The sequence below is a fragment of the Kitasatospora sp. NPDC056076 genome, assembly GCF_042266305.1.
Taxonomy (GTDB): Bacteria; Actinomycetota; Actinomycetes; order Streptomycetales; family Streptomycetaceae; genus Kitasatospora.
In genome coordinates, this window is sequence record NZ_JBHJWG010000037.1 from 13466 (window position 1) to 40003 (window position 26538).

Annotated in this window: 23 protein-coding genes; 16 read left to right on the forward strand and 7 right to left on the reverse strand. The window is 73.3% G+C overall.

Annotated features, from left to right (window positions below; genetic code table 11):
* The first annotated feature begins 344 nt into the window (after positions 1-344).
* The 3 genes from lpdA (at position 345) to ACFC1T_RS27030 (ending at position 4213) form a co-directional block, all read left to right on the forward strand.
* Positions 345-1733: a dihydrolipoyl dehydrogenase gene (lpdA, locus tag ACFC1T_RS27020; RefSeq protein WP_375892573.1), complete on the forward strand. Its 1389-nt coding sequence runs from the start codon at positions 345-347 to the stop codon at positions 1731-1733.
* Positions 1734-1808: 75 nt separating this feature from the next.
* Positions 1809-3560, forward strand: coding sequence for a 2-oxoglutarate dehydrogenase, E2 component, dihydrolipoamide succinyltransferase (gene sucB / locus ACFC1T_RS27025; RefSeq protein ID WP_375892574.1), 1752 nt, complete (start codon positions 1809-1811; stop codon positions 3558-3560).
* Between the two features lie 137 nt (positions 3561-3697).
* On the forward strand, positions 3698-4213 hold the full coding sequence (locus tag ACFC1T_RS27030) for a DUF4240 domain-containing protein (RefSeq protein ID WP_375892576.1): 516 nt from the start codon (positions 3698-3700) through the stop codon (positions 4211-4213).
* Between the two features lie 37 nt (positions 4214-4250).
* Here ACFC1T_RS27030 and ACFC1T_RS27035 read toward each other — a convergent pair whose 3' ends face one another.
* The gene (locus ACFC1T_RS27035) at positions 4251-5339 is read right to left on the reverse strand and encodes a DUF2510 domain-containing protein (protein WP_375892578.1); all 1089 of its coding nucleotides are present in this window, start codon (positions 5337-5339) and stop codon (positions 4251-4253) included.
* A gap of 109 nt (positions 5340-5448) precedes the next feature.
* Positions 5449-5949 (reverse strand): GNAT family N-acetyltransferase, encoded by a 501-nt coding sequence (locus ACFC1T_RS27040; protein WP_375892580.1) that lies wholly within the window; start codon positions 5947-5949, stop codon positions 5449-5451.
* Positions 5950-6014: 65 nt separating this feature from the next.
* Between ACFC1T_RS27040 and ACFC1T_RS27045 the strand changes: the two genes are divergently transcribed.
* From ACFC1T_RS27045 to ACFC1T_RS27055, 3 genes are all read left to right on the forward strand, one after another.
* Positions 6015-6920: a TIGR01777 family oxidoreductase gene (locus tag ACFC1T_RS27045; protein ID WP_375892582.1), complete on the forward strand. Its 906-nt coding sequence runs from the start codon at positions 6015-6017 to the stop codon at positions 6918-6920.
* 345 nt (positions 6921-7265) lie between these two features.
* Positions 7266-8597 carry an NAD(P)/FAD-dependent oxidoreductase gene (locus ACFC1T_RS27050; RefSeq protein ID WP_375892584.1) on the forward strand — a complete coding sequence of 444 codons (1332 nt, stop codon included), beginning with the start codon at positions 7266-7268 and terminating at the stop codon, positions 8595-8597.
* Between the two features lie 138 nt (positions 8598-8735).
* Positions 8736-9956, forward strand: a complete 1221-nt coding sequence (locus tag ACFC1T_RS27055; protein WP_375892586.1) for a cation:proton antiporter — start codon at positions 8736-8738, stop codon at positions 9954-9956.
* A gap of 28 nt (positions 9957-9984) precedes the next feature.
* Here the strand turns inward: ACFC1T_RS27055 and ACFC1T_RS27060 are convergent, their stop codons facing one another.
* Complete coding sequence (locus tag ACFC1T_RS27060) at positions 9985-11886, reverse strand: regulator (protein WP_375892588.1); 1902 nt, start codon at positions 11884-11886, stop codon at positions 9985-9987.
* Between the two features lie 310 nt (positions 11887-12196).
* Between ACFC1T_RS27060 and ACFC1T_RS27065 the strand changes: the two genes are divergently transcribed.
* From ACFC1T_RS27065 to ACFC1T_RS27095, 7 genes are all read left to right on the forward strand, one after another.
* Complete coding sequence (locus ACFC1T_RS27065) at positions 12197-12958, forward strand: 3-hydroxybutyrate dehydrogenase (protein WP_375892590.1); 762 nt, start codon at positions 12197-12199, stop codon at positions 12956-12958.
* Between the two features lie 147 nt (positions 12959-13105).
* Positions 13106-14461, forward strand: coding sequence for an MFS transporter (locus tag ACFC1T_RS27070; protein ID WP_375892592.1), 1356 nt, complete (start codon positions 13106-13108; stop codon positions 14459-14461).
* Positions 14462-14663: 202 nt separating this feature from the next.
* Positions 14664-16583 (forward strand): helix-turn-helix domain-containing protein, encoded by a 1920-nt coding sequence (locus ACFC1T_RS27075; RefSeq protein ID WP_375892594.1) that lies wholly within the window; start codon positions 14664-14666, stop codon positions 16581-16583.
* 148 nt (positions 16584-16731) lie between these two features.
* Positions 16732-17514, forward strand: a complete 783-nt coding sequence (gene lipB / locus ACFC1T_RS27080) for a lipoyl(octanoyl) transferase LipB (RefSeq protein WP_375892690.1) — start codon at positions 16732-16734, stop codon at positions 17512-17514.
* Between the two features lie 154 nt (positions 17515-17668).
* On the forward strand, positions 17669-18622 hold the full coding sequence (gene lipA / locus ACFC1T_RS27085) for a lipoyl synthase (RefSeq protein ID WP_375892596.1): 954 nt from the start codon (positions 17669-17671) through the stop codon (positions 18620-18622).
* A 231-nt stretch (positions 18623-18853) separates the two neighbouring features.
* Positions 18854-19060, forward strand: coding sequence for a hypothetical protein (locus tag ACFC1T_RS27090; protein WP_375892598.1), 207 nt, complete (start codon positions 18854-18856; stop codon positions 19058-19060).
* A gap of 108 nt (positions 19061-19168) precedes the next feature.
* On the forward strand, positions 19169-19858 hold the full coding sequence (locus tag ACFC1T_RS27095) for a DUF4191 domain-containing protein (RefSeq protein ID WP_375892599.1): 690 nt from the start codon (positions 19169-19171) through the stop codon (positions 19856-19858).
* 155 nt (positions 19859-20013) lie between these two features.
* Here ACFC1T_RS27095 and ACFC1T_RS27100 read toward each other — a convergent pair whose 3' ends face one another.
* Positions 20014-20481 (reverse strand): RDD family protein, encoded by a 468-nt coding sequence (locus ACFC1T_RS27100; protein ID WP_375892601.1) that lies wholly within the window; start codon positions 20479-20481, stop codon positions 20014-20016.
* Positions 20482-20810: 329 nt separating this feature from the next.
* Here ACFC1T_RS27100 and glnA point away from each other — a divergent pair, with 329 nt between their 5' ends.
* A complete protein-coding gene (glnA, locus tag ACFC1T_RS27105) occupies positions 20811-22223 on the forward strand; it encodes a type I glutamate--ammonia ligase (protein WP_375892603.1) in 1413 nt (470 codons plus the stop codon).
* A gap of 102 nt (positions 22224-22325) precedes the next feature.
* On the opposite strand, the gene ACFC1T_RS27110 is transcribed toward glnA, so the two are convergent.
* A complete protein-coding gene (locus ACFC1T_RS27110; protein WP_375892604.1) occupies positions 22326-23414 on the reverse strand; it encodes a PP2C family protein-serine/threonine phosphatase in 1089 nt (362 codons plus the stop codon).
* Between the two features lie 170 nt (positions 23415-23584).
* Complete coding sequence (locus tag ACFC1T_RS27115; protein WP_375892606.1) at positions 23585-24802, reverse strand: cytochrome P450; 1218 nt, start codon at positions 24800-24802, stop codon at positions 23585-23587.
* Between the two features lie 190 nt (positions 24803-24992).
* On the opposite strand from ACFC1T_RS27115, the gene ACFC1T_RS27120 reads away from it, so the two are divergent.
* Positions 24993-25349, forward strand: a complete 357-nt coding sequence (locus ACFC1T_RS27120; RefSeq protein WP_375892608.1) for an arsenate reductase family protein — start codon at positions 24993-24995, stop codon at positions 25347-25349.
* A gap of 37 nt (positions 25350-25386) precedes the next feature.
* Here ACFC1T_RS27120 and ACFC1T_RS27125 read toward each other — a convergent pair whose 3' ends face one another.
* Positions 25387-25857 (reverse strand): pyridoxamine 5'-phosphate oxidase family protein, encoded by a 471-nt coding sequence (locus ACFC1T_RS27125; RefSeq protein ID WP_375892610.1) that lies wholly within the window; start codon positions 25855-25857, stop codon positions 25387-25389.
* A 109-nt stretch (positions 25858-25966) separates the two neighbouring features.
* Here ACFC1T_RS27125 and ACFC1T_RS27130 point away from each other — a divergent pair, with 109 nt between their 5' ends.
* Positions 25967-26524, forward strand: coding sequence for a DUF1697 domain-containing protein (locus ACFC1T_RS27130; RefSeq protein WP_375892612.1), 558 nt, complete (start codon positions 25967-25969; stop codon positions 26522-26524).
* Positions 26525-26538: the final 14 nt, after the last annotated feature.

Here is a 26538-nt window from a genome sequence, read left to right on the forward strand (position 1 = left end):
CCCGCACGGGTTACCTGCGAGTAGGCCCGGACGCCCCACCGCACCTCTGTTCGCCACGGGCGAAACTTTGTTCCGCACTGCGGAAGAGGCGGCACCGAAGCGGGCGGAAGACGCCCGTCCGGCGGCTGTCAACAAGGCCTTGAGCTGCGATGATGCCCTTCCGTCGGGGGTGTTCCCGCCCCGGTGACCACTCCGTGGGACACCCCTGGGGTGGACCCGGACATCAGCCACCGCGAACAAGTGCGAAGATGTATTTCCGGCACGACTGGGCGCCTCACAAAGGCTTCCGACCCACCGGACCGCGACCGGCCCGGCGACCCACCCCATTGCATGGAGGACGTGACGTGGCGAACGACGCCAGCACCGTTTTCGACGTAGTCATTCTCGGAGGCGGAAGCGGCGGTTACGCCGCGGCGCTCCGCGCCGCTCAGCTGGGTCTGAGCGTCGCCCTGGTCGAGAAGGGCGAGCTGGGCGGCACCTGCCTGCACCGCGGCTGCATCCCGACCAAGGCCCTGCTGCACGCGGCCGAGATCGCGGACGAGACGAAGGAGGCCGCCGAGTTCGGCGTGCTGGCCACCTTCCAGGGCATCGACATCAACGGCGTCCACAAGTACAAGGACGACGTCATCGCCGGCCTGTACAAGGGCCTCCAGGGCCTGGTGGCCTCGCGCAAGGTCACCTTCATCCAGGGCGCGGGCAAGCTCTCCTCGCAGACCTCGGTCGACGTGAACGGCCAGCGCATCGAGGGCCGCCACATCGTCCTCGCCACCGGTTCGGTGCCGCGCTCGATCCCGGGCCTGGAGATCGACGGCAACCGCGTGATCTCCTCGGACCACGCCCTCAAGCTCGACCGGATCCCGAAGTCGGTCGTCATCCTCGGCGGCGGCGTCATCGGCGTCGAGTTCGCCTCGGTCTGGAAGTCCTTCGGCGTCGAGGTCACCATCGTCGAGGCGCTGCCGCACCTCGTCCCGCTGGAGGACGAGAACTCCTCCAAGCTGCTGGAGCGCGCCTTCCGCAAGCGCGGCATCAAGTTCGAGCTCAAGGCCCGCTTCTCGGGCGTCGAGTACACCGAGTCCGGTGTCCGCGTCTCCACCGAGAACGGCAAGCAGATCGACGCCGACCTGCTGCTCGTCGCCATCGGCCGCGGCCCGGTCTCGGCCGGCCTCGGCTACGAGGAGAACGGCGTCGCGATGGACCGCGGCTACGTCCTGGTCGACGAGTACATGCGCACCAACGTGCCCACCATCTCCGCCGTCGGCGACCTCGCCCCGACCCTGCAGCTGGCCCACGTCGGCTTCGCCGAGGGCATCCTGGTCGCCGAGCGCCTGGCCGGCCTCAAGCCGGTGCCGATCGACTACGACGGCGTCCCGCGCGTGACCTACTCCAACCCGGAGGTCGCCTCCGTCGGCATCTCCGAGGCCAAGGCCGTCGAGATGTACGGCAAGGAGAAGGTCGTCACCCTCAAGTACAACCTGGCCGGCAACGGCAAGAGCAAGATCCTGAAGACCGCCGGCGAGATCAAGCTCGTCCAGGTCAAGGACGGCGCCGTGGTCGGCGTCCACATGGTCGGCGCCCGCATGGGCGAGCAGGTCGGCGAAGCCCAGCTCATCTACAACTGGGAGGCCCTGCCGGCCGAGGTCGCGCAGCTGATCCACGCGCACCCGACCCAGTCCGAGGCCCTGGGCGAGGCGCACCTGGCGCTGGCCGGCAAGCCGCTGCACGCGCACGACTGATCGCGCCCACCACCCCCCGTTTCCGGTACTTCCCGTACTTCCCGTACGCAAGACTTGATAGGAGTCGCTGAAACCATGGCGGTCTCAGTAACACTGCCCGCGCTGGGCGAGAGCGTTTCCGAGGGCACTGTCACCCGCTGGCTCAAGGCCGAGGGTGAGCGTGTCGAGGTCGACGAGCCGCTGCTCGAGGTCTCGACCGACAAGGTCGACACCGAGATCCCGGCCCCGGCTTCCGGCATCCTCTCCTCGATCAAGGTCGGCGAGGACGAGACCGTCGAGGTCGGCGCCGAGCTGGCGATCATCGACGACGGCACCGGTGCCCCGGCCGCCGCCCCGGCCCCCGTGGTCGAGGCCGCGCCGGCTCCCGTGGCCGCTCCGGCCCCGGTCGCCGAGGCCCCGGCTGCTCCGGCTGCCGCTCCGGCTGCTCCGGCCGCTCCGGCCGGCGACGCCACCCCGGTGCTGCTGCCCGCGCTGGGCGAGTCGGTCACCGAGGGCACCGTCACCCGTTGGCTCAAGGCCGAGGGTGAGACGGTCGAGGTCGACGAGCCGCTGCTCGAGGTCTCCACCGACAAGGTCGACACCGAGATCCCGTCGCCGGTCGCCGGCGTCGTCGTCAAGATCCTGGTCGCCGAGGACGAGACCGCCGAGGTCGGCGCCCAGCTCGCGCTGATCGGTGCCCCGGGTGCCGCCGCTGCCGCTCCGGCTCCCGTTGCCGCTCCGGCTCCGGTCGCTGCCCCGGCCCCGGTCGCCGCTCCGGCTCCGGTCGCCCCGGTCGCCGCCCCGGCCCCGGTTGCCGCCCCGGCTCCGGTCGCCCCGGTCGCCGCCCCGGCTCCCGTTGCCGCTCCGGCTCCGGTCGCTGCCCCGGCCCCCGTCGCCGCTCCGGCCGCCCCGGTGGCCGACGCCGGTGACGCCTACGTCACCCCGCTGGTGCGCAAGCTCGCCGCCGAGCACGGCGTCGCGCTGTCCTCCGTCGCCGGCACCGGCGTCGGCGGCCGCATCCGCAAGCAGGACGTCATCGCCGCCGCGGAGGCCGCCAAGGCCGCCCCGGCCCCGGTCGCCGCCGCTCCGGCCGCCGCTGCGCCGAAGGCCGTCTCCGCTCCGTCCGCCCTGCGCGGCCAGACGGTCAAGATGACCCGCATGCGCAAGGTCATCGGCGACAACATGATGAAGGCCCTGCACGAGCAGGCCCAGCTGACCAGCGTGGTCGAGGTGGACGTCACCAAGATCATGTCGCTGCGCGCCAAGGCAAAGGAGGGCTTCCTGGCCCGCGAGGGCGTCAAGCTCTCCCCGATGCCGTTCTTCGTGAAGGCCGCCGCCCAGGCGCTCAAGGTCCACGCGGTCGTCAACGCGCGGATCAACGACGCCGAGGGCACCATCACCTACTTCGACACCGAGAACATCGGCATCGCGGTGGACTCCGAGAAGGGTCTGATGACCCCGGTCATCAAGGGTGCGGGCGACCTCAACATCGCCGGCATCTCGAAGAAGACCGCCGAGCTGGCCACCAAGGTCCGCGACAGCAAGATCACCCCGGACGAGCTGTCCGGCGCCACCTTCACGATCAGCAACACCGGTTCGCGCGGTGCCCTGTTCGACACCGTGATCGTGCCGCCGAACCAGGCCGCCATCCTGGGCATCGGTGCCACCGTCAAGCGCCCGGTGGTCATCGAGGCCGACGGCGGCACCGCCATCGGCATCCGTGACATGACCTACCTGTCGCTCTCCTACGACCACCGCCTGGTGGACGGCGCCGACGCCGCCCGCTACCTGGTCGCGGTCAAGGAGATCCTGGAGGCCGGCGAGTTCGAGGTCGAGCTCGGCCTGTAAGGCAGCGCGACCGCAGCACGGTCGTACGGAGCCCCGTGTCGTCCCCGGACGGCGCGGGGCTCCGCCGCTCCCGGGATGCGGTTCCCGCCGGGTCATGGCATGCGTGGAGACGACGGAAAAGGGATGCTTGAGCGGTGATGGACGAGACGGACTTCTGGCAGATCATCGACGACACCTGGGAGGCCGCCGACGGCGATCCCGACGAACAGGCCGAGCGGCTGGTGGAGCGCCTCGTCCAGCTGACCCCCGACGACGTGATCGACTTCGGTCGGCTGTTCGAGGCCCGGTTCCAGCGCGCCTACCGCTACGACCTGTGGGGGGCGGCCCACCTGCTGCTGGACGGCGCCTCGGAGGACACCTTCGACTACTTCCGCTGCTGGCTGATCGGCCAGGGCCGGGAGGTCTTCGAGGGCGGGCTGGTCGAACCGGACGACCTGGCGGACCTGCTGCCCGAGTTCGACGAGGAGGAGGACGGCGAGGCCGAGGACCTCGGCTTCGCCGCCGACGAGGCGTACGAGCAGCTGACCGGCCTGCCGCTGCCCGAGGTGGGCGGGCGGCAGGCGGGACGGCCGTCCGGGGCGTTCCTGGACTTCGACGACCCGGACGTGATGGCGAAGCGCTTCCCCAAGCTCTGGGAGCGGTACGGGGATTAGGGCGTGTCCGACACCCCCTGCGGGGTGTCGCGGCGGATCAGGTGCTGCTGCCGGCGGAGCCGTCCTGCTTGATGCCCTTGAGGATCTGGTCCAGCACCGCGGGGTCCGGCGCGGCCGGGTCGTCGTCCACGCCGCCCTCGAAGATCACGTAGCCGCCGCCCTTGGCCGGGACGGCGGCCAGCAGGACGTAGCCCTGGGTGCCGTCCGAGGTGCCGACGTGCCAGCGGGTGGCGTAGCCGAGCACACCGGCGACGGAGACGTAGCCGGAACCGGAGTCGGTGTGCGAGGTGATCCCGGAGAAGATCGTCCCGGCGTAGGTCGGCATCGCCGCGTCGGCGGCCCCCTTGGGGGTGTCGCCCTGGACGGTGTCCTTCTCGATCGAGAACTGGCCGCGGATGCAGGAGTTGCCGTCGGCGCAGGAGTAGCGGCCGCTGCCGAGGTAGACGGTGGAGTGCGCGGAGTTGGTCGCCGCGTCCCAGCCGTCGAGGACCGGGACGGTGATCGCGTGCTGCGGGTCCGGGACGGTGCTCTTGACCGACGGGACGGGCTTGGGTGCGGGTGTGCTCCGGGTCGGGGTGGGGCTCGGCGTGGGGCCGTCGCTCTGGGTGACGGTGACCGTGGGGTTGGGGGTCGGGTCGGCCTTGGTGTTCCCGCCGCCGCTGAGCGTGAGCCCGGCGATGATCCCGCCGACGACCAGCACCGCGACCGAGATGCCGACGATCACGCCGGTCCGGTTCTTCGCGGGGGCGGGCGGCGGGTAGCCGTAGCCGGCGCCCGGGTAGGCCTCCTGGCCGGGGTGGGCCGGCTGGCCCGGGTACTGCTGCGGGCCGCCGTACGGGCCCTGGCCGGGGTAGCCGTAGCCGGGCGACTGGACCGCGTCCTGCGCCGGGTAGCCGTAGCCGGGGGCGGGTGAGCCGCTCTGCGCGGGGTAGCCGTAGCCGGCCTGCGGCGGCTGCGCGGCGGGGGGCTGCCAGCCCTGGGTCGGGGCGTCGGCGAGCTGTCCGCCGGGGGCCTGGAGCGGCCGGACCTCGGCGGTCCAGGCGTTGCCGTCCCACCAGCGCTCGTGACCGGGGGTGCCGTCCGCACCCGGGACCGGGTACCACCCGGGAGGCGTCGAGTTGCTCACGGGCGTACGGTACCCGGCGCCGCGCCGCTCCAGACAGGCAGGTACGTCACGACTGCGCCGCAACTGTTCTGACGGATCGTCAGGCGGCCGGGGTGACGGTACGGGCGGCTCAGCCGGTCAGTCGGCGGGCCATCCACACGTCGTCCACGTACTGCCCGTCGATCAGGAACTCCTCGGCCAGCGTGCCCTCGACCGTGAAGCCGCAGCTCTCGTACAGCCGGCGGGCCGGGGCGTTCCAGCCGAGCACCCGGAGGGTCAGCTTGCGGGCGCCGAGGGCCCGGGCGTGCTCGCAGGCCGCCTCGACCAGCCGTCGGCCGATGCCCCGGCCGCGCACCGTGCCGTCGACGGCCAGGCCCTGGATCTGCCGGACGTGCCGGTTGACGGCCAGCGGGGTCGCCTGGACCTGGCGGACGTAGCCGACGATCCGGCCGTCCAGGACGGCGAGCAGGAACTGGTCGGGGGTGTGGCCCTCGTCGAAGACCCGCTTCCCGACGGGCGGCTCGGGGGCGACGTCGGAGAGGGTGGACCAGGCGGCGCGGTCGAGCTCGGCGAGCCCGCGCTCGTCCTCGGGGCGGGCTGGGCGGATGATCAGATCGTCTTCGCGGGTCATGCCGCGTGATGCTACTGGGGCGCGTGCGAAGGGTGACAGGCGATAAGGCCTGCGAGGATGGGTCCATGCGCATCGCTGTCACGGGCTCCACGGGATTGATCGGCTCGGCCCTCGTCCGCTCCCTGCTGGCGGACGGCCACGAGGTGGTCCGGCTGGTCCGGCACCGCTCCAGGACGGGGCCGCAGCCCGACGGGAGCACCGCGATCGGCTGGAACCCGCTGCTCGGCGAGGTCGACCGGGACGGGCTCGCCGGGGTCGACGCCGCGGTGCACCTGGCCGGCGCCGGGGTCGGCGACCGCCGCTGGACGGACTCCTACAAGCGGGAGATCCGGGAGAGCCGGGTGTACGGCACCGAGACGCTGGCGGTCGCGCTCGCGGAGCTGGCGCAGCCGCCGCGGGTGCTGGTCAGCGCCTCCGCGGTCGGCTGGTACGGGCAGACCGGCGACCGGGTGATCGACGAGGACTCCCCCGCCGGGGACGACTTCCTGGCCGAGGTGTGCGTGGAGTGGGAGGCGGCCGCACGGCCCGCCGGGCGGGCCGGGATCCGGGTCGTCCACCCGCGCACCGGCATGGTGCTGTCCGCCGCGGGCGGCGCGGGCGGGCGGCTGTTCCCCCTGTTCAAGCTGGGCCTGGGCGGGCGGCTCGGCAGCGGCGGGCAGTACTGGAGCTACCTCTCGCTGGCCGACGAGGTGGCCGCGCTGCGGTTCCTGATCGACCGGGAGGACCTCTCCGGCGCCTTCAACCTCACCGCGCCGGAGCCGGCCACCAACGCCGAGCTGACCGCGGCGCTCGGGCGGGCGCTCGGGCGGCCGACGCCGTTCCCGGTGCCGGAGGCGGTGTTGAAGGCCGTGCTCGGGGAGCTGGCGGTCGAGGTGGTCGGGAGCCACCGGGTGGTGCCGCGGCGGCTCTTGGACGCGGGCTTCCGGTTCGCGCACCCGGATCCGGACTCGGCGGTGCGGGCGGCGCTGTGACCCCTCGTTCTGCGTAGGCCCGCTACGGCATTCGCCCTGGCCAGGGGCATATGCCGGGCGGGGTCGGACGGGGCTCCGGGAGGGGGCGCACGGGAGCACACGACGGGCGCGTTGCACGCCCCCGGTGACCGTGCGCGCCCGCCGACCCGGTAACCCGGCCGCCACGGCGCACTGTCCGTGACCGCGCCCCCGCCCGGCGCCGCACGACCCCTCCCGACCCCCGCATCCGGTCCACCGCACCGGTCTGATGCTCACACTGACTGGGCATCACCTTCCACGGACCGTGTCCCGGCACCCCGCTGCCTGCGTCGGCCGGAGCCCCGGGACCAGGGAGGGAGCACTCCAGTGCCCACGTACGACTTCACCCGCCGCGCCCGCCGCCCGTCCGACCCGGACGTCGTCGTGGTCGGCGCCGGACTCGCGGGCCTGGCCGCCGCCCGCGCGCTCACCGGCCAAGGCCTCACCGTCCAGGTCCTGGAGACCACCGACCGGATCGGCGGCCGGATGGCCACCCGCGAGCTCGACGGCTTCCGCCTCGACGACGGCAGCCACCTGCTCAACACCGCCTACCCGGAGCTGCGCCGGGCGCTCGACCTCGACCGCCTGGACCTGCGCCCGCTCGCGCCCGGCGTACTCGTGCACAGCGCCGGCCGCCGCTACCGCGCCGGGGACCCCCAGCTCACCGCCGCCCGGCAGGCCGCCCTCCGGGCCCCGCTCGGCAGCCCGCTGGACAAGGCCCGCCTCGGCAGCTGGCTGGGCCGGATCGCCACCACCCCCGCCGCCCGGCTGCAGGCCCGCCCGGAGACCACCGCCGCCCGCGCACTGGCCGGCCACGGCCTCGCCCCGCGCACCGTCGACGGCTTCCTGCGCCCGCTGCTCAGCGCCCTGCTCGGCGACCCGGCCCTCGGCACCAGCAGCCGGATCGCCGACCTGGTGCTGCGCTCGTACGCCCGCGGCCGGCTCTGTCTGCCCGCCGACGGGATCGCGGCCGTGCCCGCCCAGCTGGCCGCCGCGCTGCCCGCCGGCACCGTGCGGACCGGGGTGCAGGTCACCTCGATCGGCGCCGACGGCGTGGAGACCCTCGCGCACGGGCGCATCGGCGCCCAGGCCGTGGTGGTCGCCACCGACGCCCGCTCCGCGGCCGAGCTGCTGCCGGGGCTCCGGCTGCCCGACTTCCACCCCGTCACCACCTTCTTCCACGCGGCCGACCGCGCCCCGCTCGCCGAGGCCGTGCTGCTGCTGGACGCCGACCGGCCGAACGGACACCCGCCGCTGGTCTCGCACTCGCTGGTGCTCAGCGAGCTGCACCCGTCCTACGCCCCGGCCGGGCAGGCGCTGGTCGCCACCACCGTGCTCGGCCGGCGCTCCTTCGACGCGGGCGGTCCGGCCGGGCTGGAACCGGCCGTCCGCTCCCGGCTCGCCGAGCTGTACGGCACCTCGACGGCGGACTGGCAGTTCCTCAGCGTGCGGCACGTCCCGGACGCGCTGCCCGCGATGCCGCCGCCGCACAACCCCCGCCGCCCGGTGCGGCTGCTGGCCGGGCTGTACGTCGCCGGGGACCACCGGGACACCAGCACCGTGCAGGGCGCGCTGGTGTCCGGGCGTCGGGCGGCGCGGGCGGTGCTCGGCGACCTCGGGCTGCCGGCCGGGGCGCGGGAGGCCGAGGCGGCGGCCTGAGGCCGGTACCGCGGGGGCGCGGACACGCCAGCGGTCTGCCGGGGTGACAGACCGACGGCGTGCCAGGATGCCTCGCATGACCGTTCTGATCACTCATCGGATGGTTCCAACGGTTTCGGCCGCCCGGCCGGCCGCCCGGTGAGCGCCTCCGCCCAGCCGGTGGCGCTGATCCTGATCCCCGCCGCAGCCGTCGCCGCACCGCTGCTCGCCGACCGGCTGCTGCGGTGGATCGCCGTACCGACCGTGGTGTTCGAGATCGTGCTCGGCGTGCTGATCGGCCCGTCCGTCCTGGACTGGGCGCACGTCGACGACCTGGTGAACGCGCTGTCCCAGTTCGGCCTGGCCATACTGATGTTCCTCGCCGGGTACGAGATCGACTTCGCCAAGCTGCGCGGTGGCCCGCTGAAACGGGCGGGCACCGCGTGGCTGGTCTCGCTCGTCCTGGCCCTCGGCGTCGGCGCCCTGGTCAACCGGGACCCGTGGGACGGCGCCTTCGCCGGGCTGGTGCTCACCACCACCGCGCTTGGCACGATCCTGCCGATCCTCCGCGACTCCGGCGAACTGCCCACCCCCTTCGGCTCGTTGGTGATGGCCACCGGTGCGGTCGGGGAGTTCGGGCCGATCATCGCGATCGCCGTGCTGCTCAGCGGCAACTCGCCCACCCGGACCGCGGTCATCCTCGGCGCCTTCGCGGTGATCACCGCCGTCGCCGTGCTCGGCGCCCGCCGGCCGCGCCCGGCCTGGGCCACCCAGCTGATCGAGCGGACCCTGCGCACCTCCGGGCAGTTCGCGATCCGGGCGGTGATCCTGGTGCTGGCCGTCATGGTCGCGGCCGCGCTCTGGCTCGACCTGGACATGCTGCTCGGCGCCTTCACCGCCGGGATCGTCTCCCGGCTGCTGCTCTCCGACATCCGCCGGGCCGAGGAGGAGGTGATCGAGGCCAAGCTGGAGAGCATCGGCTTCGGCTTCCTGGTGCCGATCTTCTTCGTGGTCAGCGGGATGAACTTCGACCTGGACGCGCTGCTGGACGACCCCGGCACCCTGCTGCTCGTCCCGGTGTTCCTGCTGCTGTTCCTCGCCGTACGCGGCCTGCCGGCCGGGCTGCTCGCCCCGGCCGGGCTCGGCGGGCGCGACCGTGCCGCGCTCGGGCTCTACGCGTCGACGGCGCTGCCGCTGGTCGTGGTGATCACCACGATCGAGGTGGAGGCCGGACACCTGCCCTCCTCGACGGCGGCGGCGCTGGTCGGCGCCGGGATGCTGTCGGTCCTGGTGTTCCCGCTGGTGGCCCAGCGGGTGCGGGGCGGGCGGCGGGCGGCCGCCGACCCCGAGCGGCCGAGGGTCCGGGCCGAGAGCTGGTGAGCTCCCGGCCCTCGCACGGCCGGTTCCGTCAGATCACGCCCGCCTGGCGGGCCGTCTCCTCGAAGGCCCGGGCCACCTGGCTGCCCCGGTACGGGGTGAGGCGGCGGTGGAAGTCCCGGACGTACTCCAGCGAGCGGGCCGAGCGCATCTCCCCCGCCGCCCGCAGCGCGTCGGTGGCCATGGTGCAGGCCTCGTCGAGGTCCCCCATGCCGAGCCGGGCGGTGGCGAGCACCAGCCGGCAGAAGATCCGGCTGCGCGCGTAGGCGGGCGAGCGCAGCCGCAGCGACTTCTCGGCGTGCTGCGCGCAGGTGCGCCACTGCTGGAGGTCGCGGTAGCAGTGGGCGAACTCGTCGGAGAGCTGGGCCTCGTCGAAGTACCGCGCCCAGGAGGGCAGTTCGTCGCCGGTACGGGAGGCCGCGAGCGACCGCTCGGCCCGGACCAGCGCGGTGGTGCAGGAGCGGACGTCGCCCAGCAGGCCGTGGCCCCGGGCCTCGGCGGCGTGCATCAGCGACTGGACCACCGGCGGGACGGCGGTACCGACGCCCTGCTGGGCGACCCGGGCGAGCTGGACGGCCTCCCGGCCGTGGCCCAGGTGGACGGCCTGCTGGCTCATCGTCACCAGCACGTAGCCGCCGAGCGCGCGGTCCCCGGCGGCCTGGGAGAGGCGCAGCGCCTGGACGAAGTAGCGCTGGGCGAGGCCGTGCGCGGCGATGTCGAAGGACGTCCAGCCGGCCAGCCTGGTGAGGTCGGCGACGGCTCCGAACAGGGCGCGGCCGATCTGCTCGCCGTAGCGGCCGCGCAGCATCGGCTCGGCCTCGCTCTCCAGGTAGCGGACCAGCGCCTGGCGGGCGTGGCCGCCGCCGTAGGCGTGGTCGAGCGCGCGGAAGAGGTCCCCGACGGCGCGGATGGCGGCGATGTCGCCGCGGCCGACCCGCAGGGCGGGGCGGGCCTCCCGGGTCGGGTCGGTGTACGGCGGTTCGACGGCGGCGGGCGGGCGGCGGCTCTGGGTGGGCACCCGGCCGATGGTGGCGGCGGTGCCGGTGGTTCCGGCGGTGCTGCGGGCGCCCGGGGCGCCGGCGGGCTGGGTGCGCGCCGGGCCCGCGACGGGTGCGCCGGGCACGTTCGACGCCGGTGCGCCGGGGGCGGTGCCGGGCGGACCGGTGGCGGTGTCCGGGCGGGTCAGCGTGGAGCCGTCCCGGGCGACCCGTTCGTCGGTGCGGCCGATCAGCCAGTCCCGGCTGGGGACGACCAGGCCGGCCGGGGTGAAGGCGATCCGGCGCAGTTCGGACTGCGGGCCGTTGTCCTTGCGCCACATGCTCGCCACGATGTCCACCGCCTCCTGCGGGGTCTCGGCGAACTCCAGGCCCGCGTAGACCGGGGCGCAGGCGTCCAGGCCGAGGTCCTGGGCGGTGAGGCGGCGGCCGAGGCGGCGGGTGAAGACCTCGGCGATCAGCGCCGGGGTGGCGCCGCGGGGTTGCTGGCCGCGCAGCCAGCGGGTGACCGAGGTCTTGTCGTAGCGCAGGTCGAGGCCGTGCTCCAGGCCGAGCTGGTCGACCCGGCGGGCCAGGCCCGCGTGCGAGAAGCCGGCCTCCTCGATCAGGGCGGCGAGTTGGCCGTTCTGCGGCGTCGGGCCGGAGTGGCCGGTGTGGCTGCCGTGGCCGCTGGTGGTCGCTGGGGCGGCGGGCGCGGCGGTGGCTTCGTGCCGGGCGGGTGTGGCCTGCACGGGCAGTCGCAGTTCCTCGGCGGTCGGGGCGTCGGCGGTCATCGGGTCAGCGGTCAGCGTGTCGGCGGTCAGCGGTTCAGCGGTCAGCGTGTCGGCGGTCAGGGCGTCGGGCGCGTCCGGAAGGGCCCGGCCGACCGGGCCTCGGCGCTGGCCGAGCGGGTCGAGCGGTCCGTACGCCGGGCTGTCGGTTGCAGGCCGTTGGGACATGTCAGTCAACACCTCTCGGACGTCGCACCGGGCTCCACCAGCAGTTCGGCTCGCCCGGGGCGGCGCCCCCTGTCGGGAATCGGCGTGAATGTAGCGAGCATTCGGGCGCTATGGGTGGATCTGACCGACCAATCCTCCGAACGGGTGAAGCAAGCGCGCCCATTGTGGGGAAGCGGGGCCAGGGTGGGTTTGGCCGTACGGGGGCGAACCGTCAACCGGCGTCGGTGGTGGTCGACGCCATGACACGCCGCGGTGCTGTGTCGGCCCGCCACATGGGAGCGGCGACGCCGGATTCCTACCGTTCTCGGCCATGGACACCTCTACTGCCCGCCCGCTCGACGGCCGCACGGCCCTGGTCACCGGAGCCGCCTCGGGCATCGGCCGGGCCTGCGCCGAAGCCCTCGCCGGAGCCGGCGCCCGGGTCTACGTCGTCGACCTCGCGGCCGGCCCGGCCCGGGAGCTCGCGGACCGGATCGGCGGGCGCGCGATCGTCGCCGACCTCGCCGATCCCGAGGCCGTGGACGCCCTGCCCGCCGACGCCGACGTCGTGGTCAACAACGCCGGCCTGCAACACGTCGCACCCGTCCACGAGTTCCCGGTCGAACGCTTCACCCTCATCCAACGCGTCATGGTCGAGGCCCCGTTCCGGATCCTGCGCCGCACCCTCCCGCACATGTACGAGCGGGGGTGGGGCCGGATCGTCAACGTCTCCTCCGTCCACGGCCTGCGCGCCAGCGCCTTCAAGTCCGCGTACGTCACGGCCAAGCACGGCCTGGAGGGCCTCAGCAAGACCGTCGCCCTGGAGGGCGCCCCGTACGGGGTCACCAGCAACTGCCTCAACCCCGGGTACGTCCGAACTCCCCTGGTGGAGAAGCAGATCGCCGCCCAGGCGCTGGCCCACGGCATCCCCGAGGAGGAGGTGGTCGAGCGGATCATGCTCGACCGGACCGCCGTCAAGCGGCTCATCGAACCCGAGGAGGTCGCCCAACTCGCCCTCTGGCTCTGCTCCCCCGCCGCCGCCTACGTCACCGGCGCCAGCCTGCCGATCGACGGCGGCTGGACGGCGCACTGAGCCGGTGCCGGCACCGACAACGGTCATGGGGCGGAGGGCCACAGCGGGCCGACGGGCTGTGTGGGTCGACCACATGGGCCGCCGGGCGCGGGCTCCCTACCTTGTGGCGACATCGTCCCCGTCCCCCTGGACCTGGAAGTGGTGACCATGAACGCCCCCGCACGTGGCACGGCGGCTACCAGTTCACTCCCGCGAGTGGTGGCCGCGAGTCTGATCGGCACGACGATCGAGTGGTACGACTACTTCTTGTACGGAACGGCCGCGGCGCTGGTCTTCGGGAAGCTGTTCTTCCCGAACACCGACCCGCTGACCGGGACCCTGCTGTCGTTCCTGACGTACGCGATCGGGTTCGCGGCACGGCCGGTCGGAGCGCTGGTGTTCGGTCACTTCGGCGACCGGATCGGCCGGAAGAGACTCCTGGTGGTGAGCCTGCTGCTGATGGGCGGATCGACCACCGCGATCGGGTTGCTGCCGACCTACGACTCGATCGGGGCGGCGGCGCCGGTGCTGCTGACCGCGCTGCGGCTGGTGCAGGGCTTCGCGCTCGGCGGCGAGTGGGGCGGGGCGGTGCTGCTGGTGTCGGAGCACGGGGACCGGCGGCGGCGGGGGTTCTGGGCGTCGTGGCCGCAGGGCGGGGCGCCCGCCGGGAACCTGCTGGCGGCGGGCGTGCTGTCGCTGATGACGGCGGTGCAGTCGGAGAGCGCGTTCCTGGCGTGGGGGTGGCGGGTGCCGTTCCTGCTGTCGGCGGTGCTGGTCGGCGTCGGGATGTGGATCCGGCTGGCGGTGGAGGAGTCGCCGCTGTTCCGGGAGGCGGTCGCGAACCGCCCGGCGACCGAACAGGCGCCGCTGGTGGGGGTGTTGCGCAACCACTGGCGGGAGGTGCTGGTGGCCATGGGCGCGCGGATGGCGGAGAACATCTCGTACTACGTGATGACCACCTTTGTGCTGACGTACGCCGTCACCCACGCCCACTTCGACAAGCAGAGCGCGCTGAACGCCGTACTGATCGGCTCCGCGATCCAGTTCGCGCTGATCCCGCTGTTCGGGGCGCTGTCCGACCGGGTCGGGCGCAAACCGGTGTACCTGGTGGGCGCGGTCGGTGTCGGGGCCTGGGCGTTCGTGTTCTTCGGGCTGGTGGACACCCACTCGTTCGGGCAGCTGGTCCTCGCGGTGACGGTCGGCCTGGTCTTCCACAGCGCCATGTACGCCCCGCAGGCGGCCTTCTTCTCCGAGCTGTTCGCGACCCGGCTGCGCTACTCGGGGGCCTCCATCGGCGCCCAGTTCGCCTCGGTGGCGGCCGGCGCGCCGGCGCCGCTGATCGCGACCGCGCTGCTCAAGGACTACGGCAGCGCCACCCCCGTCTCGGTGTACGTGGCGATCGCGGCGGCGGTCACCGTCCTGGCGGTGCTGTGCGCGCGGGAGACCAGGGGGCAGGACCTGGCGGAGGTCGCGGAGGAGGCGTCGCCGGACGGTGCGGCGGTCGGGAAGCCCGCCGTGGCCTGAACGCGGCGGCCTGGGGACGCGGTGGCCCGGACGCGGTGGCTTAGCGCGGTGGCATGGACGCGGTGGCCTGGACGCAGTGGCCTGGACGCGGTGGCACGGACGGAATGGCCTGGACGGCGAGCCGATAGCATCGCGATTCCTCGGCACCGACGGAACCGACGCCGATTGGCGGCCCGCACCATGAACCACCCCGGATGACCGGATGAACCGCCCCGACGAGAGCGCCGCGCCCGCGCTGCGACGGCTGCTCGACCTGCTCGCCTCCGGCTCCGCCACCGAGGACTTCGCCGAGGTGCTGGCCGACGCCCGCCGCCGCGGGGCGCCGGCCGGCGTCCTCGCCGAGATCGACGACGCCACCTGGCAGGCCCTGCGGGTGCACCGCACCCTGCGTCAGCACCGGCGCCGGGAAGCCGAGTTGACGGCACTGTTCGACACCGCCGGAGACCTCGCCGCGTCCCGGGACCTGGACACCGTGCTGCAGGCCATCGTCCGCCGCGCCCGGATGCTGCTCGGCACCGACACCGCCTACCTGACCCTGCCGGACGAGGCCGCCGGCGACACCTACATGCGGGTCACCGACGGCTCGGTCTCCGTCCTGTTCCAGACCCTGCGCCTCAGCCTCGGCGACGGCCTCGGCGGGCTGGTCGCCCAGACCGCCCGCCCCTACGCCACCCCCGACTACCGCGCCGACGAGCGCTTCCACCACACCGGCACGATCGACGCGGGCGTGCTGGACGAGGGCCTGGTGGCGATCATCGGCGTACCGCTGCTGCTCGGCGGCGACGTCATCGGCGTCCTGTTCGCCGCCGACCGCTCGCCGCGCGCCTTCTCCCCCGACGAGGTCGCGCTGCTCTGCACCCTGGCCGCGCACGCCGCGATCGCCCTGGACACCGCCGCGGCGCTGGCCGACACCCGGGCCGCGCTGGCCGAACTCAACGCCGCCAACGAGCTGGTCCGGGCCCACTCCGCCGCCGTCCAGCGCGCCGAGCAGGCCCACGACCGGCTGACCGACCTGGTGCTGCGCGGCGCCGAGGTGTCGGACGTGGCCGCCGCCGTCGCCCACCTGCTGGACGGGGAGACGACCGTCCTGGACGCCGAGGGCGAACCGCTCGCCGGACCGCCCGCCGCCGCGGCCGAACTCGCCGACGCGGTGGCCGCCTCCCGGGCCGAGGGCCGGTCCGTACGGCACGACGGGCTCTGGGTGTGCGCGGTGCTGGCCGGGCACGACCTGCTCGGCACCCTGGTGCTGCGCGGCCGGCCCGACCTGGACGACCCCGACCGGCGGCTGTTCGAACGGGCCGGCGTGGTGACCGCGCTGGTCCTGCTGCTGCGCCGCTCGGTCGCGGAGACCGAGAACCGGGTCCGCGGCGAACTGCTCACCGACCTGCTCACCGCCCCCGACCGCGACCCGGCCGGGCTCACCGCCCGCGGCCGCCGGCTCGGGGTCGACCTCGCCCGGCCGCACCTGGCGCTGGCCGCCGAACCCGCCGACCGCGACGGCGACGACCGGGGGCGACTGGCCGGCGCGGCCCGGCGGTACCTGTTCGGCTCCCGCGGCGTCAGCGCCGAGCACGGCGAGGCGGTCGCACTGCTGGTGCCCGTCGCCCCGGGCTGCGCCGAGGACCCGGAGCAGACCGCCCGGCGGGCCGCCGAACGGCTGGCCCGGCTGGCGGGCTTCGCCGTCACCGTCGGCGCCGGCCGCCCCGCCGCCGGCCCGGCCGCCCTGGCCGCCTCGTACGACGAGGGCCTGCGCTGCGTACGGGCCCTGCGGGTGCTCGGCCGCGCCGGGGAGGGCGCCTCGGCCGGCGCGCTCGGCTTCCTCGGGGTACTGCTCGGCGACGGCCACGACGTGGACGGCTTCGTCGGCGGCGCGCTCGGCCCGCTGCTCGCCTACGACGCCAAGCGCGGCACCGAGCTGGTCCGTACCCTGCGCGCCTACTTCGACTGCGGCGGCAGCCTGACCAGGGCCAAGGACGAGCTGCACGTCCACGTGAACACGGTGGTCCAGCGGCTGGACCGGGTCGAGGCGCTGCTCGGCGGGGGCTGGAACCAGCCGGAGCGGTCGCTGGAGCTGCAGCTGGCGCTGCGCCTGCAACTGCTGGCCGGGGGTGGTGGCGGCTGACGGGGGTGCCGGGGCGGGTGGGGGCAGGTGGGGACGGGTGGGGGCGCGGCCGAACGGGTGACGCGGGCGTGGGCGTACAGTGGCGAGGTTGGTCTCGAACGCCTGGCAAGGAGCGGCAGCGGTGAGCGAGAACGTACGTTTCGTTCGAATGGGCATAGGCGAGCACGTCGTCCCGTACGAGGAGGCGTGGGAGGAACAGCAGCGGCTGCACGCGCTGCGGGTCGCGGACGAGATCCCCGACACCGTGCTGCTGCTGGAGCACCCGCCCGTCTACACCATGGGCAAGCGCACCAACCCCGCCGACCTGCCGCTGGACGGCACCCCGGTGGTCGAGGTCAACCGGGGCGGCGAGATCACCTGGCACGGCCCCGGCCAGCTGGTCGGCTACCCGATCGTCAAGCTGCCCGACCCGATCGACGTGATCGCCTACGTCCGCCGGCTGGAGGAGGCGCTGATCCGCGCCGCCGCCGACTTCGGCATCGGAACCACCCGGGTCGAGGGCCGCAGCGGGGTCTGGGTGCTCGGCGAGAACATTCCGGACGCCGTGGTGGACCCGGCCGAGGTGGTCGACATCGGCAAGCTGACCCTGCGGATGGGCCTGCCGCTGGGCATCGACCCGCGACTGGCCGGGCCCGAGTACGCACCGTCCAACGCCGGGCAGCGCGGCGGCGACCGCAAGCTCGCCGCGATCGGCGTGCGGGTCGCCCGCGGGGTGACCATGCACGGCTTCGCGCTCAACTGCGATCCGGAGATGACGTACTTCGACAAGATCGTGCCGTGCGGCATCCGGGACGCGGGCGTCGCCTCGCTGGCCGGCGAGCTGGGCCGGGACTTCCCGGTGAGCGAGGCGCTGCCGTCGGTCGAACGGCACCTCCAGGCCGTCTTCGCCGAGCTGCCGGAGCCGGCGCTCAGTCGCTCGCTCAGCGGCTGAAGTCTTCCGGGAGCACACCGGGCTCCCCCCAGTCACTGGGAATCTACTGGCCGGTAGCCGTGTTGCCCTGCGATTGCAGGGCGGCAGGCCCGGCGAAGGCCGTACAACCACAGGCGTACCCTGGGGGTACCCCGTCTAGTTCTAGGAGTCGCACGTGTCCGCTGTCGCGCCCGACGGCAGGAAGCTGCTCCGCCTGGAGGTCCGCAACAGCGAGACCCCCATCGAGCGGAAGCCCGAGTGGATCAAGACCCGCGCGAAGATGGGGCCGGAGTACAACGCCCTCCAGTCGCTGGTGAAGAAGGAGGGACTGCACACGGTCTGCCAGGAGGCCGGCTGTCCCAACATCTTCGAGTGCTGGGAGGACCGCGAGGCGACCTTCCTCATCGGCGGTGACCAGTGCACCCGCCGCTGCGACTTCTGCCAGATCGACACCGGCAAGCCCGCCGAGTTCGACCGCGACGAGCCGCGCCGGGTCGCCGAGTCCATCGTCACCATGGACCTCAACTACGCCACCATCACCGGCGTCGCCCGCGACGACCTGGAGGACGGCGGCGCCTGGCTGTACGCCGAGACCGTCCGCCAGGTGCACGCGATGACCGCCGAGCGCGCGACCGGCCGCACCGGCGTCGAGCTGCTCATCCCCGACTTCAACGCGGTGCCCGAGCAGCTGGCCGAGGTCTTCTCCTCCCGCCCCGAGGTGCTCGCCCACAACGTCGAGACCGTGCCGCGCATCTTCAAGCGGATCCGCCCGGCCTTCCGCTACGAGCGCTCCCTGGACGTCATCACCCAGGCCCGCGCCGCCGGACTGGTCACCAAGTCCAACCTGATCCTGGGCATGGGCGAGACCCGCGAGGAGGTCAGCCAGGCGCTGGCCGACCTGGTCGGGGCCGGCTGCGAGCTGATCACCATCACCCAGTACCTGCGGCCCTCGCTGCGCCACCACCCGGTGGAGCGCTGGGTCAAGCCCCAGGAGTTCGTCGAGCTCCAGGAGGAGGCCGAGGAGCTGGGCTTCGCCGGTGTCATGTCGGGCCCGCTGGTGCGCTCCTCGTACCGGGCCGGGCGGCTGTACCGGCAGGCGCTGGAGAAGCGCGAGCAGGCCGCGGTCTGACCTCGCGGTCCGACCTCGCCGTCGGCCCCGGGCCGTGCGAGCTGCTTGAGTTGCCTGAGCCGTTCGAGCTGTTCGATCTGTTCGAGCCATGGGAAGGGCGGAGCCTCGGCTCCGCCCTTCCGGGTTTCACCGCGCTTTGACTGCCTGGTCACGGGCTGGTAACACGGGGTGGGGACGATGGACGCCTGGTGGGCGTTCGATTCTTCTCAGCCACGAGAGGAGCTGTTCGGCATGCGGATGCGGATCCGGTCGGTGGGGGTGGCGCTGCGGTTCGCCGAGAGCGTCCTGCTGGCCCCCGGCCAGCGGCACGCGCGGCGCAACGCCTGGGCGGCGGTGTGCGAGGACCGTCGGCACGCGGCGGACCGTCGGCACGACGGCCCGCCGGGCGGGGCGGCCGGGGTGGGCGGCGCGACGGGAGCGCGCTCCGCGGGACGGTGAGTCCGGCCGTCGCTGTGCGCGACGGCGTGTGGGCGGACGGGTCACGGTTCGGGCGAACGGGTACCCGGGCTTGGATATCCCGTACCCGTGCCACGTACCATGAGCGTTATGGCGAGGGAAACATCCGAGAACCCCGGACGGCTGAAGCAGATCCGTCTGGCGTACACCATGACCAAGAAGGTCGACACCAAGATCGGCCTGATCATCGCCGGCGTCGGCCTGCTGACCTTCGGCGTGTTCCTCGCCATCGGCTTCGCGATCGACCACCCCGTCTATCTGGGCATCCTGGGCTTCATCGTGGCCGTCCTGGCCATGGCGATCGTCTTCGGGCGCCGGGCCGAACGCGCCGCGTTCGGGCAGATGGAGGGGCAGCCGGGCGCCGTAGCTGCGGTGCTGAACAACATCCGGCGCGGCTGGAGCTCCAACTCCACCCCGGTCGCGGTCACCCGCAGCCAGGACGCGGTCTACCGCGCCGTCGGCCGGGCCGGCATCGCGCTGATCGGCGAGGGCAACCCCAACCGGGTGCGCCAGCTGCTGGCCTCCGAGAAGAAGAAGATGGCCCGCGTGGTCGGTGACATCCCGGTGCACGACATCGTGGTGGGCACCGGCGAGGGCGAGATCCCGCTCAAGAAGCTGCAGATCCACCTGATGCGGCTGCCCCGCGCGATCACCGCCGCCCAGGTCACCGAGACCAACGACCGTCTGCGCGCGCTGGGCGACCTGCTCTCCAAGGCGCCGATCCCCAAGGGCCCGATGCCCAAGGGTGCCCGGATGCCCAAGGGCGGCCAGGCCCGCTGACCTCCCCTCCGCTGACAACGCGGAACGGCCCCGCCCCGGAACCTCCGGGGCGGGGCCGTTCGACGTTTCCGGCTTCTCGCCGACTTCCTGGGGCTCCGGGGTTCTCGGGCTCCGGGGTTCTCGGGCTCCGGGGCTCCGCCGGCGCCGAACCTCCGCTAGATCCGGACCTCGACGGTGCCGACGGCCTTGTCGTGCAGTCCCCGGGTGTCGCGGTCCCAGACCAGCGGCGGCACCACCAGGCACAGCAGCACGGTGCGCAGCAGGACCTGCGGGATGGTGGCGCGGCGCCCGTCCAGGCGGATCACCCGGAGGCCGAACAGCCGCTTGCCGAGGGTGGTGCCGGTGGTGGAGAGCAGCAGGACCGCGACCAGGAAGAAGAGCGGGAGGGTCCACAGGTTGGCCTCGGCCGTGTCGCCCTTGGCGAGCAGGCCGAAGGAGACCAGCGAGACCAGCCAGCCGTCCACGAACACGGCGCCGATCCGTCGGCCGGGGCCGGCGATCGAGCCGGGGCCCTCCTTGGGCAGTCCGAGGCGCTCGCCGCGGTAGCCGAAGTCGGCGCCCATCTTCTCGGCGGCCGCCTTGGGGCCGTCGATCCACGATCCCAACGCTTCTCTGGTGTCCACGAATCCACACTAACCGGGCTCACGCCGCGGACCGGCACCGGCTCCCCTCCCGGCGGGGCGCGGTCCCGGCCCCGAACCGAACCCGTGGCCGACCTCGGACCGGGTTCGAACCGGGCAGCTCCACGACCGGGTGAATCCCACTCACGGGGCTTACCTGTGGTCCAGACCATTTCTCGGAGGACCCCCAGGTCGGCGGGGCGATTTGCCCCGTCCCGTAGGCCTTTGCCGCCCATTCGGCGGTCGCGGTTAACATCTAGGAAACGAGCGGGTCACCGACTGGAAACGACCCATTCCTAGGGTGAGCCCAATTCGCGAGCCGAGGAGGATGGATGTTCAACAACGCCGCCGAAGTGAAGCAGTTCATCCAGGACAACGACGTGAAGTTCGTCGATGTCCGCTTCTGTGATCTGCCGGGCGTCATGCAGCACTTCTCCGTACCCGCGGCGACCTTCGATCCGTCCGAGACCCTGATGTTCGACGGTTCGTCGATCCGCGGCTTCCAGGCCATCCACGAGTCCGACATGGCCCTGGTCCCGGACCTCGCCACCGCACGCCTCGACCCCTTCCGGGTCGAGAAGCACCTCAACATCAACTTCTTCATCCAGGACCCGGTCACCGGCGAGGCCTACAGCCGCGACCCGCGCAACGTCGCCAAGAAGGCCGAGGCCTACCTCGCCTCCTCCGGCATCGCCGACACCGCGTTCTTCGGGCCCGAGGCCGAGTTCTACGTCTTCGACTCGGTGCGCTTCGACACCAGCGCCAACGCGTCCTTCTACCACATCGACTCGGAGGCCGGCGCCTGGAACAGCGGCGCCGCCGAGGGCGACGTGCGCGGCTACAAGGTCAAGTACAAGGGCGGCTACTTCCCCACCCCGCCGGTCGACCACTTCGCCGACCTGCGTGCCGAGATGTCCCTGGAGCTGGCCAAGTCCGGCCTGGAGGTCGAGCGCCAGCACCACGAGGTCGGCACCGCCGGCCAGGCGGAGATCAACTACAAGTTCAACACCCTGCTGCACGCGGCCGACGACCTGATGCTGTTCAAGTACATCATCAAGAACGTCGCCTGGCGGAACGGCAAGACGGCCACCTTCATGCCGAAGCCGATCTTCGGCGACAACGGCTCGGGCATGCACGTCCACCAGTCGCTGTGGACCGAGGGCTCCCCGCTCTTCTACGACGAGCAGGGCTACGCCGGACTCTCCGACACCGCCCGCTACTACATCGGCGGCCTGCTCCGGCACGCCCCCTCGCTGCTGGCCTTCACCAACCCGTCGGTGAACTCCTACCACCGCCTGGTCCCCGGCTTCGAGGCGCCCGTCAACCTGGTCTACTCCCAGCGCAACCGCTCGGCCGCGATCCGCATCCCGATCACCGGCTCCAACGCCAAGGCCAAGCGCATCGAGTTCCGCGCCCCGGACCCGTCCTCCAACCCGTACCTGGCCTTCTCCGCCATGCTGATGGCCGGCCTCGACGGCATCCGCAACAAGATCGAGCCGCTGGAGCCCGTCGACAAGGACCTCTACGAGCTCGCCCCCGAGGAGCACGCCAACGTCCCCCAGGTGCCCTCCTCCCTCCCCGCCGTCCTGGAGGCCCTCGAGGCCGACCACGAGTACCTCCTGGCGGGCAACGTCTTCACCCCGGACCTGATCGAGACCTGGATCGACTTCAAGCGCACCAACGAGATCGCCCCGATCGCCCTCCGGCCCCACCCGCACGAGTTCGAGCTCTACTACGACCTGTAAGAGTCCCGGCCCCGGCGTGAGCGGGTCCCTGTAGGTCAGCTGATCGCTGACCTACAGGGACCCGTTTCGTGCAGCACGGCCGTCGCGCCGGGCGGTGCGGGGTTATTCGGGGGTGAGGGCGAGGACGGCGAGGTCGTCGGCGAGGAGGCCGGCGTACTGGTGGACGTCCTGGGCCAGGAAGGAGACCACTCGGTCCGGTGCCGTGCTGGCCAGGGCGGCCAGGCGCGGGGCGAGGGGGTAGAAGGCGCCGGTGGAGTCGCGGGCCTCGCTGACGCCGTCGGTGTAGAGCAGGACGGTGTGCCCAGGGGGGAGGGCGACGGTCGTCGGCTTGGCGGGTTCGTCCTCGGGGCGGAGGTGGCCCAGGCCGAGCGGGAGTTCGTCGGTGCAGGCCACCGGGGCGATGGTGCCCCGGCCCAGCAGCAGTGGGGTGGTGTGGCCGCGGTTGACGAACTCCACGCAGTCGGTGCCCGGGCGGTACTGGAGCAGGACGGCGGTGACGAACAGCTCGTCGTCGCCGCGGTCGGCCGCGTCGCGCAGCACCGCGCGGTCCAGCTGGTCGGCGAGCTCGACCAGGCCCGGGGTGTCGTGGGCGGCCGCCCGGAAGGCGCCGAGCACGTCGGCGACGGTGCGGACCGCGCCGAGGCCCTTGCCGCGGACGTCCCCGAGCAGCACCCGGACGCCGAAGCGGGTGTCGCACACCTCGTAGAGGTCCCCGCCGACCAGCACCTCGGCCTGCGCCGGGCGGTACAGTCCGGCGACCCGCAGGCCGCCGGCCCGCTCCGGCACCGGCCGCAGCACCGTGCGCTGCAGGGTCTCGGCGACGGTGCGGGCCTGCAAGAGGGTGCGGTTCTGCCGGGTGCGCTGCCAGGACAGGGCGGTGCCCATCACCCCGGACAGCGCGGTGGCGATGTACACCCAGACGTGGTGCTGCTCGTTGACGTGGCCCGCGCGCAGGGCCAGCAGCAGCTGGAGGGCCAGCGCACCGCCCGTGGTGGTGGCGGTCAGCACCGGGCCGTAGCTGAACGCGGCCACCACGGGCAGGGCGGTGAGCAGGAAGCCGGCCGCCACCGCGTCCGGGACGACGGCCTCGGTGGCCAGGTCCAGGAGCAGCAGGACCACCGGCAGCCAGGGCACCCAGCGCGGCACCCGGGACTGCGCGACCGCGAGCTGCGGCGGGCGGGGGGCGGACACGGCGGGGGCCTCCTGGCTGACCGGACCTGGGCGATTCGCCAGGAATGACAGGATTGGTCCCTCCATGCTCCCCCACGGACGCCCCCGTCACGAATGGCCGAACGTCCCGGGTTCCGGCGGGTGGACCGCGCCGGGCCGGGAGGGGACCGGGAGTGGAGGGCAAGGCCCGGTCAGCGGAGGGTCACCGGCAGCGTCTCGTAACCGCGCAGCACCAGGCGGTCACGCCGGGTCGGGGCGCCGCCCTGGGCGAGCCCGGGGAAACGGTCCAGCAGGGCGGGCACCGCGAGCTCGCCCTCCAGCCGGGCCAGCTGGGAGCCCAGGCAGAAGTGGGTGCCGCCACCGAAGCTGAGCGGCTGGCTGTCCGTGCGCGACGGGTCGAACACCGCCGGCCGCTCGTACCGGGCCGGGTCGTGGTTGGCCGCGCCGATCAGCAGGGTCAGCCCGCTGCCGGCCGGGACGGGCAGGCCCTCGACCGACAGGCCCTCCTCCAGGGCGACCCGTGCGGTGGCCTGGACCGGGGAGTCGAAGCGCAGCACCTCGTCGGTGAACCCGGCCGGGGTGACCACGCCGCTGCGCAGTCCGGCGGCCACCTCGGGATGGCGGAACAGCAGGGCGAGGCCGTTGCCGAGGAGGTTGGTGGTGGTCTCGAAGCCGGCCACCAGCAGCAGCACCAGGTTGGCCAGCAGTTCGGTGCCGGACAGCCGCCCGCCGTCCTCGACGGCGACCCGGGCCAGGTCGCTGACCAGGTCGTCCTGCGGGCGGGCCAGCCGTTCGGCGATCAGCGCGGTGAAGTAGTCGGACAGCTCGTCGGCGGCCCGGTCGGCGGCGCCCAGCTCGTCGAAGTCCTGGGTGACCTCCAGGGCGACGGTCAGGTCGGAGGCGAGGTCGCGGAAGCGGTAGCGGTCCTGCTCGGGCACGCCGAGCAGCTCGCAGATCACCCCGACCGGCAGCCGGAAGGCGAAGGCGTCCATGAAGTCCACCGGGGAGCCGTCCGCCCCCTGCTCGGCCATCCCGTCCAGCAGCCGGCCGATCGCCACCTCCACCGCGGGGCGCAGGGCGGCGACCCGGCGGGCGGTGAACACCGAGGCGATCAGCGAGCGGACCCGGGGCTGGTCGGGGGCGTTGCGCTGGAGGATCGAGCGGCCGAACAGGGCGAGCGAGGAGTGCGCGGCGAACTCCGGGGCGAGGCCGGCCGTCATCTCGGCGGTCGCGACGCCGAAGGCGGGCGTGCGGAGCACCTTGTTGACCGCCGCGTAGCCGCTCACCACGAACATGCCGTCCCCGGCCGGGGCCACCGGGCCGAGCTCGTGCGCCCTGGCGTAGAGCGGGTACGGATCGGTCCTGACCTCCGTGGTCATCAGCTGCTCGATGATCGCGGCGCCGTCCATCTGGTGCTCCCCTCCGACGTGCTGGTTCCTGGTTCGTGAACAGCGGGCGGGCACGGCGGAGTTCCCACCGCCGACGGACCCGGCGGCGCCGGACTCGGAGACGACCCGGAGACGGACCGGAGACGGACCGGGCCCCGGACCGGCGGCGACGGGTCCGGGGCCGGGCGGCAGCGCGGATAGGCTGGTCGGCATGGAGATCTGGATCAATCCGCGGTGTGGCAAGTGCCGGTCGGCGCTCAACGAGCTGAACGCCGCCGGGGCGAAGTACACCGTGCGGCGCTACCTGGAGGACCCGCCGACCGCGGCCGAGCTGGAGCAGGTGCTGGAGCGCCTGGGCCTGGAGCCGTGGGACATCACCCGCACCGACGAGCCGGTCGCCAAGGAGCTGGGGATGAAGGGGTGGCCCCGGGAGGCGGGCGAGCGGGCGCGCTGGATCGCGGCGATGGCCGAGCACCCCGTGCTGATCCAGCGCCCGATCATCACCGCGGACGACGGGCACGCCGTCGTGGCCCGGACTCCCGAGGCGCTCAAGTCCGTTCTGCCGTAGGCGTTCCGACCTGCCGTGGGCGTTCCGGGCCGATCGGTCAGTGGAGCTGGGTCCGCTCCACCGGCCGGCCCGGGTGCCAGTTGAGGACCCACAGGGCGTCGCCGTCCAGGCTGGTGTGCACCACCTGCTGGAGATCCAGCCGGAAGAGGTGGAACGGGGTGGGCGGCGGCTCCGGCAGGTCGGCCGCGAAGGCGGCGAGCTCGTTCTCGTCGGTGACCTCCACCGCGCGGCCGGAGAGCTTGGAGTCCCCGCCGGCCATGGTCTCGTCGCCCGGGTGGGCGTGCAGCGCGAACCGCGCGTCCCGCTGGAGGTCGCGTGCCTTGACCGCGCCGTACATCGACCCGAGCCAGGCGTCGGCCCCGACGAAGTCGACCTCCGACCCGCTCACCCGGGGTGAGCCGTCCTTGCGCAGCGTCGCCAGGACGTGGTGCTTGTTGGCGTCGAACCGGGCCCGTACCAGGGCCGCGAGTTCGGGTGCCTCGTGCTCGAAATCCTGCCAGGTAGCCATGGCGCCAGTCTGGCACCCGGCACCGACAACCGCCGGGTACGAACGGTGCCGCGCGCGCGAGGGGGTGCGGTGGGCGGGCGTTGTCGGTGGGCGGTGCCAGACTGGCAGGGTGACCACCTCGAACGCCTCCACCCGGTACATCGCGTTCCTGCGCGCCATCAACGTCGGCGGCCGCACGGTGAAGATGGAGCGGCTGCGGGCGCTCTTCACCGAGCTGGGGCTGGCGGACGTCCGCTCGTACATCCAGACCGGCAACGTCTTCTTCCGGACCGACGAGCCCGACCGGGCCGCGCTGACCGCGCGGATCGAGGCGCACCTGGAGCAGGCGCTCGGCTACCCGGTGCCGGTGCTGCTGCGGACGGTCGACGAGGTGGCCGCGCTGCTCGCCGCCGAGCCCTTCCGGGGCGTCGAGGTCACCCCGGACGTCCGGCTGGTGATCGCCTTCCTCTCCGAGCCGCTGCCGGCCGAGCTCTCCGGGCCGCACCGCTCGCCGAAGGGCGACTTCGAGGTGCTGGGCACCGATCCGGGCGCGGCGTACGTGGTGGTCCACCTCCAGGACGGCAAGTGGGTCACCAAGGAGATGTTCGGTAAGTCGTACCGGGGCGCGGTGACCTCCCGGTTCCTGCACACCACGGAGAAGATCCTGGCCGCTGCCCGGAAGGGCTGACGGCCCGACCGGGC

Coding starts and splice junctions, on each gene's coding strand:
- ACFC1T_RS27070 (WP_375892592.1), top strand. CDS start 13,106: ATGAACGCCCCCGCACGTGGCACGGCGGCTACCAGTTCACTCCCGCGA.
- ACFC1T_RS27090 (WP_375892598.1), top strand. CDS start 18,854: ATGCGGATGCGGATCCGGTCGGTGGGGGTGGCGCTGCGGTTCGCCGAG.
- ACFC1T_RS27060 (WP_375892588.1), bottom strand. CDS start 11,886: ATGTCCCAACGGCCTGCAACCGACAGCCCGGCGTACGGACCGCTCGAC.
- glnA (WP_375892603.1), top strand. CDS start 20,811: ATGTTCAACAACGCCGCCGAAGTGAAGCAGTTCATCCAGGACAACGAC.
- ACFC1T_RS27040 (WP_375892580.1), bottom strand. CDS start 5,949: ATGACCCGCGAAGACGATCTGATCATCCGCCCAGCCCGCCCCGAGGAC.
- sucB (WP_375892574.1), top strand. CDS start 1,809: ATGGCGGTCTCAGTAACACTGCCCGCGCTGGGCGAGAGCGTTTCCGAG.
- ACFC1T_RS27120 (WP_375892608.1), top strand. CDS start 24,993: ATGGAGATCTGGATCAATCCGCGGTGTGGCAAGTGCCGGTCGGCGCTC.
- ACFC1T_RS27115 (WP_375892606.1), bottom strand. CDS start 24,802: ATGGACGGCGCCGCGATCATCGAGCAGCTGATGACCACGGAGGTCAGG.
- ACFC1T_RS27065 (WP_375892590.1), top strand. CDS start 12,197: ATGGACACCTCTACTGCCCGCCCGCTCGACGGCCGCACGGCCCTGGTC.
- ACFC1T_RS27075 (WP_375892594.1), top strand. CDS start 14,664: ATGAACCGCCCCGACGAGAGCGCCGCGCCCGCGCTGCGACGGCTGCTC.
- lipB (WP_375892690.1), top strand. CDS start 16,732: ATGGGCATAGGCGAGCACGTCGTCCCGTACGAGGAGGCGTGGGAGGAA.
- ACFC1T_RS27030 (WP_375892576.1), top strand. CDS start 3,698: ATGGACGAGACGGACTTCTGGCAGATCATCGACGACACCTGGGAGGCC.
- ACFC1T_RS27045 (WP_375892582.1), top strand. CDS start 6,015: ATGCGCATCGCTGTCACGGGCTCCACGGGATTGATCGGCTCGGCCCTC.
- ACFC1T_RS27095 (WP_375892599.1), top strand. CDS start 19,169: ATGGCGAGGGAAACATCCGAGAACCCCGGACGGCTGAAGCAGATCCGT.
- ACFC1T_RS27125 (WP_375892610.1), bottom strand. CDS start 25,857: ATGGCTACCTGGCAGGATTTCGAGCACGAGGCACCCGAACTCGCGGCC.